The sequence below is a fragment of the Flectobacillus roseus genome (genome assembly GCF_030056595.1).
Taxonomy (GTDB): Bacteria; Bacteroidota; Bacteroidia; order Cytophagales; family Spirosomataceae; genus Flectobacillus; species Flectobacillus roseus.
Window position 1 is genome coordinate 157,499 of record NZ_JASHIF010000010.1, and the last position, 16,016, is coordinate 173,514.

General features: G+C 38.4%; 12 protein-coding genes and 1 riboswitch. Of the genes, 2 read left to right on the forward strand and 10 right to left on the reverse strand.

The features are described 5' to 3' along the window. Positions 1-39: 39 nt before the first annotated feature. Positions 40-136, forward strand: a riboswitch (TPP riboswitch). Positions 137-311: 175 nt separating this feature from the next. Continuing rightward, entirely contained in the window at positions 312-2,666 is a 2,355-nt protein-coding gene (locus QM524_RS13190; protein ID WP_283345081.1) for a TonB-dependent receptor, read from the forward strand. Between the two features lie 237 nt (positions 2,667-2,903). Here QM524_RS13190 and QM524_RS13195 read toward each other — a convergent pair whose 3' ends face one another. The 8 genes from QM524_RS13195 to QM524_RS13230 all read right to left on the reverse strand — a co-directional run bounded on the left by QM524_RS13195 (position 2,904) and on the right by QM524_RS13230 (position 14,063). Continuing rightward, positions 2,904-3,509 (reverse strand): porin family protein, encoded by a 606-nt coding sequence (locus QM524_RS13195; protein WP_283344961.1) that lies wholly within the window; start codon positions 3,507-3,509, stop codon positions 2,904-2,906. A gap of 126 nt (positions 3,510-3,635) precedes the next feature. Further along, a complete protein-coding gene (locus tag QM524_RS13200) occupies positions 3,636-4,832 on the reverse strand; it encodes an acyl-CoA dehydrogenase family protein (RefSeq protein ID WP_283344962.1) in 1,197 nt (398 codons plus the stop codon). Between the two features lie 32 nt (positions 4,833-4,864). Next, positions 4,865-5,701, reverse strand: coding sequence for a hydroxymethylglutaryl-CoA lyase (locus tag QM524_RS13205; protein ID WP_283344963.1), 837 nt, complete (start codon positions 5,699-5,701; stop codon positions 4,865-4,867). 283 nt (positions 5,702-5,984) lie between these two features. Next, positions 5,985-8,372 (reverse strand): glycoside hydrolase family 127 protein, encoded by a 2,388-nt coding sequence (locus QM524_RS13210; protein ID WP_283344964.1) that lies wholly within the window; start codon positions 8,370-8,372, stop codon positions 5,985-5,987. Between the two features lie 223 nt (positions 8,373-8,595). Further along, on the reverse strand, positions 8,596-9,993 hold the full coding sequence (locus QM524_RS13215) for an APC family permease (protein WP_283344965.1): 1,398 nt from the start codon (positions 9,991-9,993) through the stop codon (positions 8,596-8,598). A 311-nt stretch (positions 9,994-10,304) separates the two neighbouring features. Then, on the reverse strand, positions 10,305-11,306 hold the full coding sequence (locus QM524_RS13220; RefSeq protein WP_283344966.1) for a 4-hydroxyproline epimerase: 1,002 nt from the start codon (positions 11,304-11,306) through the stop codon (positions 10,305-10,307). 294 nt (positions 11,307-11,600) lie between these two features. Then, positions 11,601-13,067 (reverse strand): aldehyde dehydrogenase (NADP(+)), encoded by a 1,467-nt coding sequence (locus tag QM524_RS13225; RefSeq protein WP_283344967.1) that lies wholly within the window; start codon positions 13,065-13,067, stop codon positions 11,601-11,603. Between the two features lie 81 nt (positions 13,068-13,148). Further along, the gene (locus QM524_RS13230) at positions 13,149-14,063 is read right to left on the reverse strand and encodes a dihydrodipicolinate synthase family protein (RefSeq protein WP_283345082.1); all 915 of its coding nucleotides are present in this window, start codon (positions 14,061-14,063) and stop codon (positions 13,149-13,151) included. Between the two features lie 295 nt (positions 14,064-14,358). On the opposite strand from QM524_RS13230, the gene QM524_RS13235 reads away from it, so the two are divergent. Then, positions 14,359-15,228 carry an AraC family transcriptional regulator gene (locus QM524_RS13235; RefSeq protein ID WP_283344968.1) on the forward strand — a complete coding sequence of 290 codons (870 nt, stop codon included), beginning with the start codon at positions 14,359-14,361 and terminating at the stop codon, positions 15,226-15,228. Between the two features lie 5 nt (positions 15,229-15,233). On the opposite strand, the gene QM524_RS13240 is transcribed toward QM524_RS13235, so the two are convergent. Together QM524_RS13240 and QM524_RS13245 are read right to left on the reverse strand one after the other, a co-directional pair. Continuing rightward, positions 15,234-15,545, reverse strand: coding sequence for a helix-turn-helix domain-containing protein (locus tag QM524_RS13240; RefSeq protein WP_283344969.1), 312 nt, complete (start codon positions 15,543-15,545; stop codon positions 15,234-15,236). Positions 15,546-15,565: 20 nt separating this feature from the next. Further along, positions 15,566-15,907, reverse strand: coding sequence for a type II toxin-antitoxin system RelE/ParE family toxin (locus QM524_RS13245; protein WP_166576901.1), 342 nt, complete (start codon positions 15,905-15,907; stop codon positions 15,566-15,568). Positions 15,908-16,016 lie beyond the last annotated feature (109 nt).

Consider the following 16,016-nt stretch of genomic DNA (forward strand, 5'->3'; position numbering starts at 1 on the left):
ATCGATTGTATCACTTTTCATCATACCTTTGCAGTCACAATCACAAAAAAGGGGTGCCTCATAACAACGGGCTGAGATTATACCCATTGAACCTGATACAGGTAATGCTGTCGAAGGGATTTTGATGATAGATCGTGGTACAATCTTTCTATCATTCAATCAATCAATTTTTTACGGGTTATTATTATTGTTAAATCGGACAGGATTTGGCTCCTTTACCTGTCGTTATGTTTTCAAAAATGATGAAAAATTTAACGACTGAGCGCTTTTTCGCAAAAACTCTTCTAAGCGAGTTAGCGCAAAAAGCTTTTATGGTTATGTTATTGTGCAGTCTGACCATATCGGCTTATGCACAATTGAGTATTTCGGGTAAAGTAACTGACAGCGAAACCAAAAAAGGATTGGCTGGCGCAACCCTTACCATCGACAATACGATGCGAGGAACAATTACTGATGCACAAGGCAATTTTGTTATTAAAAATCTTAAAAAAGGTACTTATACGATCAAGGTAAGCTTTGTAGGTTTTGAAAAACAAAGTAATTCTATTGAGCTTCAGCAAAATACCAACATTTCTTTTTCGCTTCAAAAAAGCTCTTTTATGGCCGACGAAGTAGTGGTGAACGCTACTCGTGCTAATGAAAAATCTGCTGTAGCTTATACCAATGTGAGTAAAGAAGACCTTCAAAAGCAAAATCTGGGTCAAGATATTCCACAATTACTCAACTTTACACCTTCGTTGGTAACTACCTCGGATGCTGGCGCTGGGATTGGTTATACGGGTATTCGTATTCGTGGTACAGACGCTACTCGTATTAATGTTACCATCAACGGTATTCCGCTCAACGATGCCGAATCACAAGGAGTTTATTGGGTAAACATGCCTGATTTTGCTAGCTCGACTAACTCTATTCAGATTCAGCGTGGCGTGGGTACGTCTACCAACGGCGCTGGAGCGTTTGGGGCAAGTGTCAATATGTCTACAAACGAATTTAGAAAAGATGCTTACGCAGAATCAAACAACTCATTTGGATCATTTAATACGTTCAAAAATACCGTTTTAGTTGGTTCTGGTCTATTGAATAATCGTTTTACATTAGACGCTCGTTTGTCGAGACTTAAATCTGATGGTTATATCGACCGTGCTTCTTCAGACCTTCGTTCGTTTTATTTATCAGGTGCCTATTTTACCAAAAAATCTTTTTATCGTTTGAATGTATTTTCTGGTAAAGAAAAAACTTACCAAGCATGGGAAGGTGTTCCTGAGTACTTGTTGAGCACCAACCGTACTTACAATCCTTATACGTATCCAAACCAAACCGATAATTATCAGCAAGACCATTACCAATTATTATCGTCGCATAGCCTTTCATCGAATTGGTCTTTCAACTTCAACTTGCATTATACTTACGGACGTGGCTATTATGAGCAATTCAAAGAGCAAGATAAATTCTCGAAATATGGTTTGCCCAATGTAGTTATTGGCAATACGACTATCACAAAAACCGATTTAGTCCGTCAGAAATGGTTGGATAATGATTTCTATGGAAGTACTTTTTCATTTGACTACAAAGGTAATAATCGCTTGAGTGCCAATATTGGTGGTGCTTGGAACCAATATGATGGTCGTCACTACGGACAAATTATTTGGGCACAATATGCTTCAACCGCTAAGCTAGGCGATAAATACTACAGTGGCACCGCTCTAAAAACAGACTTTAACCTTTACGGAAAAGTTTATTATCAATTAAACGAGCAGCTAAATGCCTTTGCTGATTTGCAATATCGTACTGTTGGATACAGCATTAAAGGTATTGACGATAACTTGGTAGATATTTCTCAAAGTAAAAACTATAATTTCTTCAACCCTAAAATGGGTTTAACCTATCAGGTTTCGGCAGGAACATCTGCATTTTTGTCATATAGCATTGGCAACAAAGAACCTAATCGCTCAGACTTTGTAGATAACCCAGGAAAAGCGCCACAAGCAGAAACCTTGCGTGATTTGGAAGCTGGTTTTAAAACACAAAAAGGAAAAGTAGCTTTTGAAGCAAATGCTTATTGGATGGACTATAAAAATCAATTGGTTTTGACAGGAAAATTGAATGATGTGGGCACTCCAATTCGTGTCAATGTACCAAGTAGCTACAGAATGGGACTTGAGCTACAAGCAGGTGTCCAATTGACTAAAGCATTGAAATGGAATGTAAATGCGACCCTTTCAAGTAACAAAATCAATAATTTTACAGAGGTGGTACCAAGTTATGACGAACCTTATATTGATGTGGAAAACAAGTTCGCTAAAACAGACATAGCCTTTTCACCCAATGTAATCGGTGGATCGCAATTGCTTTATACACCAACCAAAGGACTTGAACTAGGATTGTTGTCAAAATACGTAGGAAAGCAATATATGGATAATACAAGCAATGAAAACCGCAAGTTGAATGCTTATTTTACCAACGATTTACGAATTCTTTATACATTCAAACCATCATTCTGTAAAGAATTGGGATTGAGTTTGTTGGGCAATAATATTTTCAATACGCTCTACGAATCAAATGGCTATACTTACAGCTATATCTACGAAGGCAAGACGGTTACTGAAAACTTCTACTATCCACAAGCAGGATTTAACTTTTTGTTAGGAGTAAATATTAAGTTTTAAGAACTTGTAATTCGCAAAACAAAAGCCCCGAAATATTGATATTTCGGGGCTTTTGCATAAAGTGCGACCGTTTAATAAGATTCGCTACCACTACCTAATGAATATTTGCTATTTTTCGGAAGTATACAAAACGTCTGCACATTTGTCTTTTCCTTAATGCAAATTAATACTTCTATAATCTATAAAGTTATTCCTAGTAAGTGGTTCACAGGCTCGTAAGGTTACTTACGAGCTTTTTTATTTGTATGTACCAAGAGGAAAACTTAGTCCTACATTAACACTAAACACACGATTGGATACATCTAAAGTTGGACTTTTGGCAATATCTGTAAGCCCTAGTGCATAACGAGCATCCAAATTCAACCACATTTTTTGGCTAAGTGCATAATTTACACCCGCACCTAAAACAGCACTTACGTCAGTTGAACTATAGCTACCAGCATAGTCGTATCCACTTTTATTGGCTACACTTGTTAAAAACCCTATTTGAGGACCAGCAAAAACCTTTGGTCTCCATGACCCTGTCGTTTTTTGAGAACCAAAGTAATACGTTGCAAGCAAAGGCACTTGTACATAATCTAATTTGAGATAATCATCGCTTCTCTCATAATTAGCGCCTTGTTGGCTATACAATACCTGCATTCCAAAGCCCCAGTGAGAAGTAGAGCTATAATTCAAGAAAAGCCCTGTTGAGAGTCCAGTTCTTGATTTTGTGTCAGAAAGCCCTGAGAGACTTGAAGAGTTTACTCCAATTGTAGGACCAAAAGATAAATTTTGTGCTTTTAAAAGTGGCGAACATACACACAATAAAGCAAGGATGGCGAATTTTTTAATGTTACGCATAAGATTAAGGATTTTAATGAAAAATAAAACAATCACGACAGACCCAGTTGAGTCGCTGTTTGACTATAAAACCCAAAATTATCTCAAATTATTGAGCACCTTTTGCTTGATTGAGTAAGCGGTTTATTACTTGAATGCCGAAATACCCGTTATTTCAGCACCTAAAATCAGGAGATGAATATCGTGTGTACCCTCATAAGTAACTACCGATTCGAGGTTCATGAGGTGTCGCATGATTGGGTATTCGCCCGTAATTCCCATACCTCCATGTAGTTGGCGTGCCTCACGAGCTATTTTCAAAGCCATGTCAACATTGTTGCGCTTGGCCAATGAAATCTGTGCTGTGGTGGCTTTTCCAGCATTTTTGAGCATCCCCAAACGCCAACAAACTAATTGAGCTTTGGTAATCTCAGTAAGCATTTCCGCCAATTTTTTTTGTACTAATTGAAATGAAGCAATGGGTTTGTCAAACTGAATTCTTTCTAAAGCATACTTTTTTGCCGAATCATAGCAATCCATCGCAGCCCCCAAAGCACCCCATGCTATACCATAGCGTGCCGAATCCAAACAACCCAAAGGACCACGCAAGCCATCGGCATTAGGTAATAGATTTTCTTTAGGAACTTTGACATTATCAAATACCAGTTCGCCTGTACAACTCGCTCGCAAAGACCATTTTTGATGTATTTCTGGGGTCGAAAAGCCTTCCATTCCACGTTCTACGATAAGCCCTTTGATACGTCCTTGTTCATTTTTTGCCCAAACAATAGCAATATCTGCCATAGGAGCATTGGATATCCACATTTTTGAACCATTGAGTAGATAATACTCTCCTTTATCTTCAATTCGGGTTTTCATGCCCGCAGGATTTGAACCAAAATCTGGTTCTGTCAATCCAAAACATCCCAAATATTCCCCTGAGGCTAATTTGGGTAAATACTTTTGCTTTTGCACCTCTGAGCCATATTCATAGATAGGATACATCACCAAAGAGCCTTGTACAGATGCCATCGAGCGCAAACCAGAATCGCCTCTTTCAACTTCTTGCATCATCAGACCATAAGCGATATAATCTAATCCACCTGCTCCATATTTTTCAGGGATTGTTGGACCCAAAAGCCCCATTTCTCCAAATTTTTTAACTAAATGTGCAGGAAAAACTGCTTTTTGGGCAGCATCTTCAATAATTGGGGATACTTCCTTTTTAATGAAATCCCTCACTGATTGACGTATTAGGAGGTGTTCTTCAGTCAATAAATCATCTATTTGATAAAAATCGGGAGATTCGAAGTTATCCACTTTGTTTGATTGATAAAATTCCATGGTTTTGTTTGTTTTGAAATAAGCTCTCAAGGCTAAATAAATATCTTTTGACTCAAGTCTATTGCTTTTTGCCAAGCTTGATGATTTATAGGATATGAGTCTTTGAATTTTTCTATAAGATTTATGGTATTAATATTTCCCACAAGCTCGTCATTCGCCATCGGACAACCTCCAAATCCCCCAAGAGCACCATCAAAACGACGACAACCTGCATGATAGGCAGTATGAATTTTGTCTTCCCAATTAAAAGGACTCGCATGGAAATGTGCTCCAAACTCGATTTGAGGATAAAGTGGAATTAAATGACTAAATAATTGCCCAATTAATGGAGGTTCTGCAACGCCAACGGTATCCGACAAAGCAATAATTTCTACTCCTAATGAAGCCATTTTTTCGGCCCACTCTCCCACAATATTAGGACTATACGGGTCGCCGTAGGGATTGCCAAAACCCATTGAGAAATAGACTACCAGCTTTTTGTCATGTTTAAGACATAATCCCTGTATTGCCTTAACCGTTTCGAAAGCTTGAGTAATTGAACTATTGGTATTGCGTTGTTGGAAGGTTTCGGAAATGGAAAATGGAAATCCTAAATAAGTTATATGCTCAAACAAAACAGCTTGCTCGGCTCCTTTTAGGTTGGCAACGATTGCCAGTAATTTAGTAGAAACACCTTCCAATTCTAGCTGATGATATACCTCGGCAGTATCTGCCATTTGAGGAATTGCTTTGGGAGAGACAAAACTGCCAAAATCCAATGTGTCAAACCCTACTTGCAGTAGTGTGTTGAGGTATTCTACTTTTAATGCGGTAGAAACAGGTGATTTCCAGCCTTGAATGGCATCTCTTGGGCATTCGATAATTTTCATAGTTTTTTGTTTATTGATGATTGTTTCAGGACTCAATATGAATGATTCTTATGAAAAAACAAAAAATCCCAATCAGAAGATTTCTGACTGGGATTCATGCAATTACAATGGTTAGGTAATTAGAAAATATCTTTTTTTTGAGAGTGAAAGTATTTGATATTAAAACGCCTAACCCAAAGCTCTTAGTATAATATCGGATTGAGGATTTTTGATTTTAATCATGATAACCTTTTACAGTAAGCAAAATACGTACTGAATCCTTTGCTTACTGCATAGCCTAAACCTATTTTATTGCCCACTCAATAACCCCAGCAGCATTATCAACAGGTAGTTGCACTTCCATTTTGATTGCTTTGGTTGTTACAGGCTCAAATTGTATCGTATTGAGCTGGTCTTTGGCAATAGGGCTTTGATTGATGACTTTTACAGGAATCCATTCACCATCTTTTTGGTAGTAAATCTTGTAAGAAGCAGGAATACGACAGCCTCCCCAAGGGCTATCATCTAACCAATAAATGCTTGACGAGGATACTGTATAAGTTTGGTCAAAGTCATATTGAAGATATTCAGTAGTATTCTTTTTAGGCCACCAGTGCAAGAAATTGGCACTTTTGTCATTAGAGTTTTCTACCTCATATTGGTCATTTAGTGCTTTTAGCATCAATGGATTACTCACAGAACCTGATACCTTACTTTTGCTGGCAATAGTTGGCGCAGGCGTTGGACGAGCTGCCGTTTCTTCATACGGAATCCAAACTGTCATTTCTGTAGCTCCACGATTGGCCCATGAATAGTAGGGAATCGCCTTGATATCTGTCGTTTTCTTTACCAATTCTTCAGACCCTACTTGTCTTTGTGTAGTAAATCCTTTCATGTTTAAAGTCATTACTCCGTTCAACAAATCTTGTTGATAAGAGGCTATAACTGGAGCGGTTTTATCCACAACCAAACTCATGACTGATGCAGAGGTATTATCATTTCCTTCCAAACAATATACCATTGGACCTCTCTGCAAGGCAAATTTTGATTTGTCAGCTTTTACATTGCTGTTAGCCAAAATTTTTCTAACATCCATCGGAAGTGTGAAACTTACTTTATCGCCTTTTTTCCAAACTCTATCTATTACTGCATAGCCTTTTTCCATTTTATAAGAAAAGGCTTTGCCATTTACCAAAAGCTGAATTGGACTTTCTGGCGTTTCATCTTTGTATAAATCCCCCGAAGATGGTTTGCTTAAAGCCCAACCTGGAATACGAATATGGAGTGCAAATGGAGCCGTTTGGGCTGGTGCAATAGTAATATCATTTTTCCCTTCCCAAGGATATGCCGTTTGTTGGGTAATTGTTACAGCCGTATTGGGCAATTGAATCGTAGCAGTACCACCTACAAAAAGGTTTACATAAAGATTTTTTTGGTTTTGAGCATAGGTATATCCCGGCACCGAGGGCAGGAATCGAGTCATATTTGAAACACAACAAGCACAATCCCACCAAGCACGGCGCTGATGTTGCCCCATAGAAGCTAGTGGATTGGGATAGAAAAACTTATCACCACTCAGTGAAATTCCTGAAAGCAAACCATTGTAAAGTGTTCGTTCAAGGACATCGACATACTGAGCATCGCCATGTAATAAAAACATACGTTGGTTCCAGTACACATTGGCAATAGCAGCGCATGTTTCGGCATAAGCACTCATGTTTGGCAAATCATAATCGTCGCCAAAAGCCTCGCCATTGCCTGTCGCACCTATTCCTCCTGTGATGTAAAGTTTTTTATCTACTACATCATGCCAAATATCATCAATTGCAGACAAATAAGCTTTGTCGCCAGTAAGTGCGGCTACGTCGGCCATACCTGTATACATATAGGTGGCACGTACCGCATGACCTACAGCAGTGTGTTGATCTATGACTTTTTTGTGCGATTGGCTATATTCTTGATTGAGGTGTCCTTCTTTTCCTCTTAAATCTAAAAAGAACTTAGCTAAATCAAGATAGGCTTTTTTGCCAGTGACTCTGTACAATTTTGTCAAACCTGTTTCTACGATTTGATGCCCAGGGAAACGTTCTTCTTTGCCCCATCCAAAAGTTTGTACCAATAAATCAGCGTTTCTGATGGCAATATTCAAGAGGTTCTTTTTACCTGTAGCCTGATAATGTGCAACCGCCGATTCGAACAAGTGACCAGAATTGTATAGTTCATGACTCAAATCTTCTTCTTTTTCCCAACGTTTAGCGCCAAGCCATTCATGAGGTTTTTGGATTGGCATGGTTCTAAAAGTATATAAATAGCCATCTGCCTCCTGTGCCGAGCCAATAATCGTAATCAAGGAATCAAGATAGGTTTCTAGCTGAGGGTTTTTCTGTGTTTGTAGACTGTAAGAAGCCCCTTCAATGACTTTGTAAAGATCTGTGTCATCAAAGGTAAATGAAGTGCTCTTATCGGCTGGGATTTGTTTTGCAGCTTTACGGAAATTGTCAATACGTCCTGTGATTTTACACTGATTAAGCGTGTAAGGAATAGTCACATTGGCGTTTACCTGCATTTTTGGAGTCCAAAAATTATCCTTAAAATGAACTTGAGTAAATGCCACAGGCTGAATAGGATAATCGCCTTTTTGGGCAAAAGCTCCTAAACAAAAAAAGCAGAAAAGTATTGTTTTTTGTATCATAGCTATTTATTGAATTAGTGAGTTGGTGAATTGTGAATTAGTGAATGAAATGAGTCAAACAACTAAATTCTTTTAAATTTCAATGAGGAAGTTTGTAGTTATTTTCTTTACCCTGCTATTTGAGTAGCAGGCGAGTAGTGGCGAGTGGAAATTTTGTTTTTTCGATACATGCCAAATATTTTTTTAACATACTCTCATTCACTCATTCATAATTCACACCTCACTAATTTTTTTTAAGTAAATAAAAAACAGGAATCCCTAATAATACTAAACCTAAGCCTGGCCAAGTATAATTGGGTTTGTAAATCAGTAATAAAATGCAAATACAAGTGGCTGTAAAAATATACAGTAATGGTACAAAAGGGTATCCAAATGCTTTGTAAGGTCTTTCTAGCTCTGGTTTTTTGATGCGTAAACGAATAATTCCTAGAATGGTAAGTGCATAAAAAATGAGTACCGCAAAAATTACATAATCGAGAAGTTCGCCATATTTGCCACTCAAACATAAAACCGAAGCCCAAACACATTGAATCCATAGCGCTTTTTCGGGTACACCATTTTTATTAAGCTCACCTACTTTCTTGAAAAATAAACCATCGTTTGCCATCGTGTAATACACTCGTGCTCCAGCCAAGATAAGTCCGTTATCACAACCAAAAGTTGAAATCATCAAGAAAATGGCTACAATCATAGTGCCCTCTTCACCAAAAATATGTTGCGATGCCACTACTCCCACCCTATCGTTTTCGGCAAAAGCAATTGCGGGTAGGTCTAATACCGAAACATACATGATGTTGGCGAGCAAGTAAATGCTTGTTACAATGAGTGTTCCAAGGAAAAGACTCAGCCCAATATTGCGTTGAGGATTTTGGATTTCGCCTGCGATAAATGTCACATTATTCCACGAGTCACTACTAAATAAGCTACCTACCATACTGGCGGCTATTGCTCCGAAAGCAGCCCAACCTGTGTATGGCAAAAATCCTGAAGAGGTAAGTTGTTGAATAGAAAAGCCCGTTTCCCAGTTATGATGCCAAGTTTCGGTATTGGCGGTAAGAATAAATCCAAAAACGACTAAACCAAATAAGGCAAGCAATTTGGTAACTGTAAAAATTGATTGGACGTATTTGCCATACTGAACACCACGCGTGTTGATAAACGAAAGAAAAATGATGAGAGCAATAGAGGTAAGCTGTGCTGCTGAGATATTGAGTCCTAAGACTGAGAATAGAATATTTTTTTCGCTTAAGACAGGAAAAAGGTAAGCCGAAAATTTACTAAAGGCAACTCCAACGGCCGCGATAGAACCTGTTTGGATTACGGTAAAAAAGCTCCAACCATATAAGAAACCAATTAAAGGATTGAAGGCCTCTTTGAGGTAAATATATTGTCCTCCTGCTTTGGGAAACATACCACTAAGTTCGCCATAACTAACGGCCGCCGCTACAGTGAGTAATCCAGTAAGAACCCAAACCAAAAGTAACCCTCCTGTAGAGCCCACATTTCGGACAATATCAGAACTTACAATAAAAATCCCCGACCCAATCATGGATCCCGCCACAATCATAGTGGCATCGAAGAGGCGAAAGGAGCGTTTGAATGATGGTTGTTCTTGAGACATAGTTGAGTGATTTAGTGATTGATGAATGAGTGATTGAATAAGTGTAAATCTTCATACTCACTCAACCGCTCCACCACTCAATCACTCAATAGAGGTAAGTATTAATGCAAAATAAAATCATATTAATGTGCTTTAGGCTGTAAGCCTTAGGCATTAGGTAAAATATTCTCAAAGAAGCTCAGATATATCTTGCATACTTATGAGGGTAATCCTACAAATTAAAATTTTGAGTGATTGTGGATGCAAGGTGCTGATAATTAAAATCTTACATTTTAAATTCGCAACTCACAACTCATAATTCAGCATTAATGCTAAAGTACTTGAAACCCATAAGCATAAGGATCATCTTCAGGGTCGATGCTAATAGTGTTATATCCATAGATTCTTGCCCAACCTTCTATGCTTGGTTTCATGGCGGGCTTTCCTCCCACGGTAGTTTCTTCTTCTATTCTTCCAATGAATTTTGAACCGATGATACTTTCATGAATAAACTCATCACCTTTCTTTAATTTGCCTTTGGCGTACCACTGTGCCATACGTGCCGAAGTACCCGTACCACACGGTGAACGGTCAATGGCTTTATCTCCATAGAATACTGCATTACGAGCTGTAGACGTTGGGTCTAATACGTCGCCAGTCCATAAGATATGCGAGCATCCTTTGATGGTATCATTTTCGGGATGAACAAAAGAATATTGCTCATTGATACGATTACGTAAGGTTCTACTCCAACTAATCAGTTGGTCAGCACTGTAATGTTGTAAACCTTTGAAGTTTTCTTGAACATCAACAATGGCATAAAAGTTACCACCATACGAAACATCTACTTTGATAGGACCTAAATCAGGACATTCTACACTCAAATCCGTAGCTGCTAAGAAAGAAGATACGTTGGTGAGTTTTACGCTTTTAACCTTTTTACCTTCTTGTTTATAGTCAATTAAAACCAAACCTGCAGGAGCCTCCATACGGATTTTTCCTTCTATTTTTGGTGTGATTAGTCCTTCTTCTACGGCAATAGTGATTGTTCCGATGGTACCATGTCCACACATAGGCAAACAGCCACTGGTTTCGATAAACAATACCGCTACGTCATTTTCAGGATCATGAGGAGGATACAAAATACTTCCGCTCATCATATCATGACCACGAGGCTCGAACATTAGTCCTTTTCGAATCCAATCGTAATTTTGAAGGAAATACTGGCGTTTTTCGCTCATATTACTTCCTTCAAGAACAGGCCCACCTCCTGCCACTAGTCTTACGGGATTACCACAAGTATGGGCGTCTACACAAAAAAATGTTTTTTTCATAGTTTTATCAGGGGTAAGTATGAGTGATGAATTTTGAGTGATGAGTTTGGAGTGTAATTTTTGATTACCGATATTTTGCTGAATGCCCGAAGCTGAAAGCTAAAGGTAATTTTACACTATCTACAAATATTAAAAATTACAGCAAAGGCACCGAAAGGGCTACATTGAACTGTGAGTAGTTGACTGTAATAGGTTTTCCACATACATACACCTAATAGTCAAAAGCTCATAGTCGTTAATTTCGTGTGCCTAAGCAGTAATAATTCATCACGTAATCATTCATTAACTTACTAACTAAATTGTTTCGTTGGTAAATGTATCATTGACCAAACGCCAAATTTTTAATGGATTACCATCTTTTAATTCTTCTGGTAGCATCCAATCTTTGAATCCTTGTAAACAAATTGGTCTAACCCAACGCTTAATGGCGCTTGTGCCTACCGAGGTATAGCGAGCGTCGAAAGTGGAAGGATACGCACCTCCATGAACCATACTAGCAGCTACCTCCACACCTGTTGGGGCGGCGTTCAGAATCACACGACCAGCCAATGAGCACTGGAGCGATAGAATTTCAGGATAGTTTTCAACGTCCTGTTCTGTCGCCATCAGTGTTGTGGTAAGTTGTCCGCCAAGTGCTTTGAGTGCTTGTGAAAGTTCTTGTACATCTTGACAAATCACGAGTAAGGCAAAAGGCCCAAATGCCTCCTCATGTAAAAGTGGATTTTCAATAAAATCTTTCGCTGAAACCTTCGCAAGACTAGGAGTAGGTTTTTCCAAATCCTCAACCACAGCTAGAGAAGCTTCAGAAGCTACTCCTGCTTGCGATGTAATAGTGTAGCGTGCTTTATCAAAGGCTTTTGCGATACCTGTATGCAACATAGGATGCAAGGCAACCTGTGTTAGTTCATGTTCTAAAGTCTCTGAAAAAGTACTTAATGCAGGACTATCTATTGCCAAAAGCAAGCCCGGTTTGGTACAAAACTGTCCCATCCCAAGCGAAATAGACCCTGCAAGGGTTTTTGCTAACGTTGTATTTGTTTGGTTTAAGGATTCAGGAAATAAAACCACAGGATTGATACTACTCATTTCGGCAAAAACAGGGATAGGAACCTCTCTTTGGTCGGCGTAAGCTTTTAGGGCTTTTCCGCCTGCTTGTGAGCCTGTAAAACCAACCGCCGTAGTAAGTGGGTGCATCACCAATGCTTTACCTGTTTCGTTACTAGCATCGTTGAGATGTTGTATCGTAAAAGGATGCATTTGGCAACGTGCAATGGCTTTTTCCATCGCCGAGAACATCAATGCTGAAGTTTCAGGATGGGCAGGGTGCGCTTTGATTACAACTGAAACACCAGCAGCCAATGCACTTGCGGTATCACCGCCTGCGGTAGAAAAAGCAAAAGGAAAATTGCTAGCACCAAAAATAGCCACAGGGCCAATCGGAACAAGCATTTTACGAGTATCTGGCTTTGGAGGTACTCGGTCAGGATTGGCTGTATCAATACAGGCTTCAACCCAAGAACCTTCAGCAATCAGACGGGCGAACATGCGCAATTGACCTGTTGTACGTCCAATTTCTCCTAGAAGCCTCGGCAATGGAAGATTGGTTTCTTGATGAGCAATGGCCACCAAGGAATCTTTCAAACCCTCGATTTCTTCTGCAATAGTTTCTAGAAATATAGCACGGTTTTTACCCGATACTTGGCGATAATGCTCAAATGCCTCTTGTGCTTGTTGCATTACCGTTGAAATGATTTGAGACATTTTTGAGAAATTTGAAAATGAGTGAATTTGAAGATTTGAAAATGAATGATTTACACATTTTCAAATCTCCAAATTTTCAAATTATAATACAATCGCCTTATAATCTGGCAACGTTGGTCTGATTGCAATAGCGCCATCGATAAGTGCCAAAATGCGTTCTCTTTCAGCACCGCTAAGTACCAAACGTGGTGGGCGTACTGCTTCACTACCCAAATCAACTCTTGATTCAGCTAACTTGATGTATTGTACTAATTTTGGATGAATATCTAGTTCCAACAATGGCATAAACCAACGATAAATACTGCGAGCTTCTTCGTAGCGACCAGCTTTTACTAATTTATAAATAGCCACTGTTTCTTCAGGGAAGGCACATACCAAACCAGCCACCCAGCCGTCAGCACCCATTACCAATTGCTCCATAGCAATGGTATCTACACCGCACATGATTTTGAAACGGTCGCCAAAACGGTTACGCATTCTGGTTACGTTGGTCAAATCACGTGTAGATTCTTTTACTGCCTGAATGTTTTCACACTCAGCCAAGGAAGCAAACATATCCAATGTTACCTCAATTTTATAATCTACAGGGTTGTTGTAAATCATAATCGGAAGTGTAGTAGAATTGGCTACCGCTTTGAAATATTCTACTGTTTCGTAGTCATCAGCTTTATAGCGCATAGGAGGAAGCATCATCAAGCCAGCAGCACCCCATTCTTCGGCTAGTTTAGCCAACTGGATTGCATCTCTGGTAGCTCCTTCTGCAATATTTAAAACTACTGGAACTCGCCCAGCTACCTTCTCAACGGTAAACTTTACCAACGCTCCTTTTTCTTCTAGACTTAGTACACTTGCTTCGCCCAAGGTTCCGCCAAGAATGATACCGTCTACACCTGCTTCGAGTTGGAATTGCAAGTTTTTGTCAAATAATTCAAAATCAAGTTGGTCATCTGCACCAAACTTTGTCGTCACAGCGGGAAATACGCCTTGCCAATTGATTGCCATAGTTCTGTTGTTGTTTTTTATCAAAATTACCCAAAACCTAAGCGGGTCAAAGGTTGATTTTTAATCAATTATAGTCAGATATTAACCTATTTGTAGGGAGAATAACTATAAAATTGTTTATATTTAGCTAATTAGTGGAAAAGAGTATTTTGGTAGCATAAAGACAAACTAATTTTAGCTTTTGGGAAATGAATTTTGGTAGTGGAGGTTAAACTTAATTTGTTGAAGACTACAGATAGAGTACCTACAGATTCATGTTGAATCCTTTTAACAAGTATGTATACAAGCAATGAAAGTCTTACAATTTACCATTCCCGTACCGCACGATCATACGATTATTGTTCAGCAGGATATTATGCCGTATTTCTATCCACATTTGCATAGACATGAGGAGATACAGATTACATGGGTGCAGCAAGGCGAAGGAACTTTGATTGCGGATAATAATATGCACACTTTCAAATCGAATGAGATTTTTTGGTTGGGTGCCAACCAGCCACACATGTTTAAGAGCGATCCAAGCTATTTTTTACCAAAAAGCGAATTAGAAATTCAAGCCTTGGTGCTATTTTTCAATCCTCATGGACCATTAGCGGCTTTGTTTAATTTACCCGAAATGCTCAATGTAAAACGCTTTTTACAACAAAATCCCAATGGATTTAAGATACCAGCAGAAAAAGCGGAGGAAATCTCGACCAAGATGATGCTCATTCATGAACATATCGGTATCGAGCAAATGATTCATTTTATGGATTTGCTGCGATTAATCTCTAGCATAGAATCGCTAGGGGCACTTTCGGAAGGATCACGACCAAAGCTTTACAGTGAAAATGAAGGTTTGAGAATGAGTAATATCTATAATTTTATCATTCAAGAATTTGAAAAGCCTATTACCCTCGAAGACGCAGCCAATAAAGCCCACATGACACCACATGCTTTTTGTAGATATTTCAAAAAGCACACAGGTCATACCTTTTTATCTTTCTTGAATGAAGTACGTATTAATGAAGCCTGTAAAAAACTCACCAACGAATCTCCCATTGGTATTGCGCAAGTAGCTTACAGTTGTGGTTTTAATAGTATTACCAACTTCAACCGTATCTTCAAACGTATCAAAGGCAAATCACCAAGTGAGTATTTGGAGGAGTTTTTTAAGTGAGGAAATTAACCGATACTCAAGGCTTGTTGTTCAAGTTTGACATTGAATTTTATTTCAGCCTTTAATGCTCGAAATACTTTTACAACGGTGTCGATGGTAGCACTATTGGCACTATTTTCTAATTTTGATATTTGAGCTTTTTGTACTCCAATTAACTTACCAAGTTCTTCTTGTGTGAGGTTTCGTTCTTGTCGGGCTATTTTAATCATCCTTCCCAATAGCTCCATACTAAGCTCATATTCGTATTCTTCTCGCTCTGAAGTGCCAATTTGTCCGATATATTTATCTTTCATTTCAGCTAAAGTGAATGTTTTCATTTCTTGGGTTTTCATAGACACTACTGAATATTTTTAAGGTTATAATACTTTTCTCTTAGTCTAATTGCTCTATTGATTTCGTTAGCAGGAATTTTATCTACTTTTTTGATAAAACCATGTGTGGCAATGACCAAGGTTTCTTGTTGATTTGTTTTATCCCAAAATGCGAGAAGTCTTATTTGCAAACCTAAATATTGAGTTCGAAACTCCCAGATATCATGTTGTAGCTTTTTGAACAACTTGGGATCATTGGTTTGTTCTGCTAAATCGATATTATAGATAATTTTTCTAATGATTTTAGCATCTAATGAGGCAATAAAATCATTCGCTTCTTCCATAAATATGGTTTCAAAATATTTCATTTTTGCAAACGGTGTAAAACTTAAAAGTTTCTAAATTTAGAAACTTTTTTAACAAATCCATATCTTTACTTAAAGAAAAAATGGTAAAAATTTAGAGATTACAAAGATC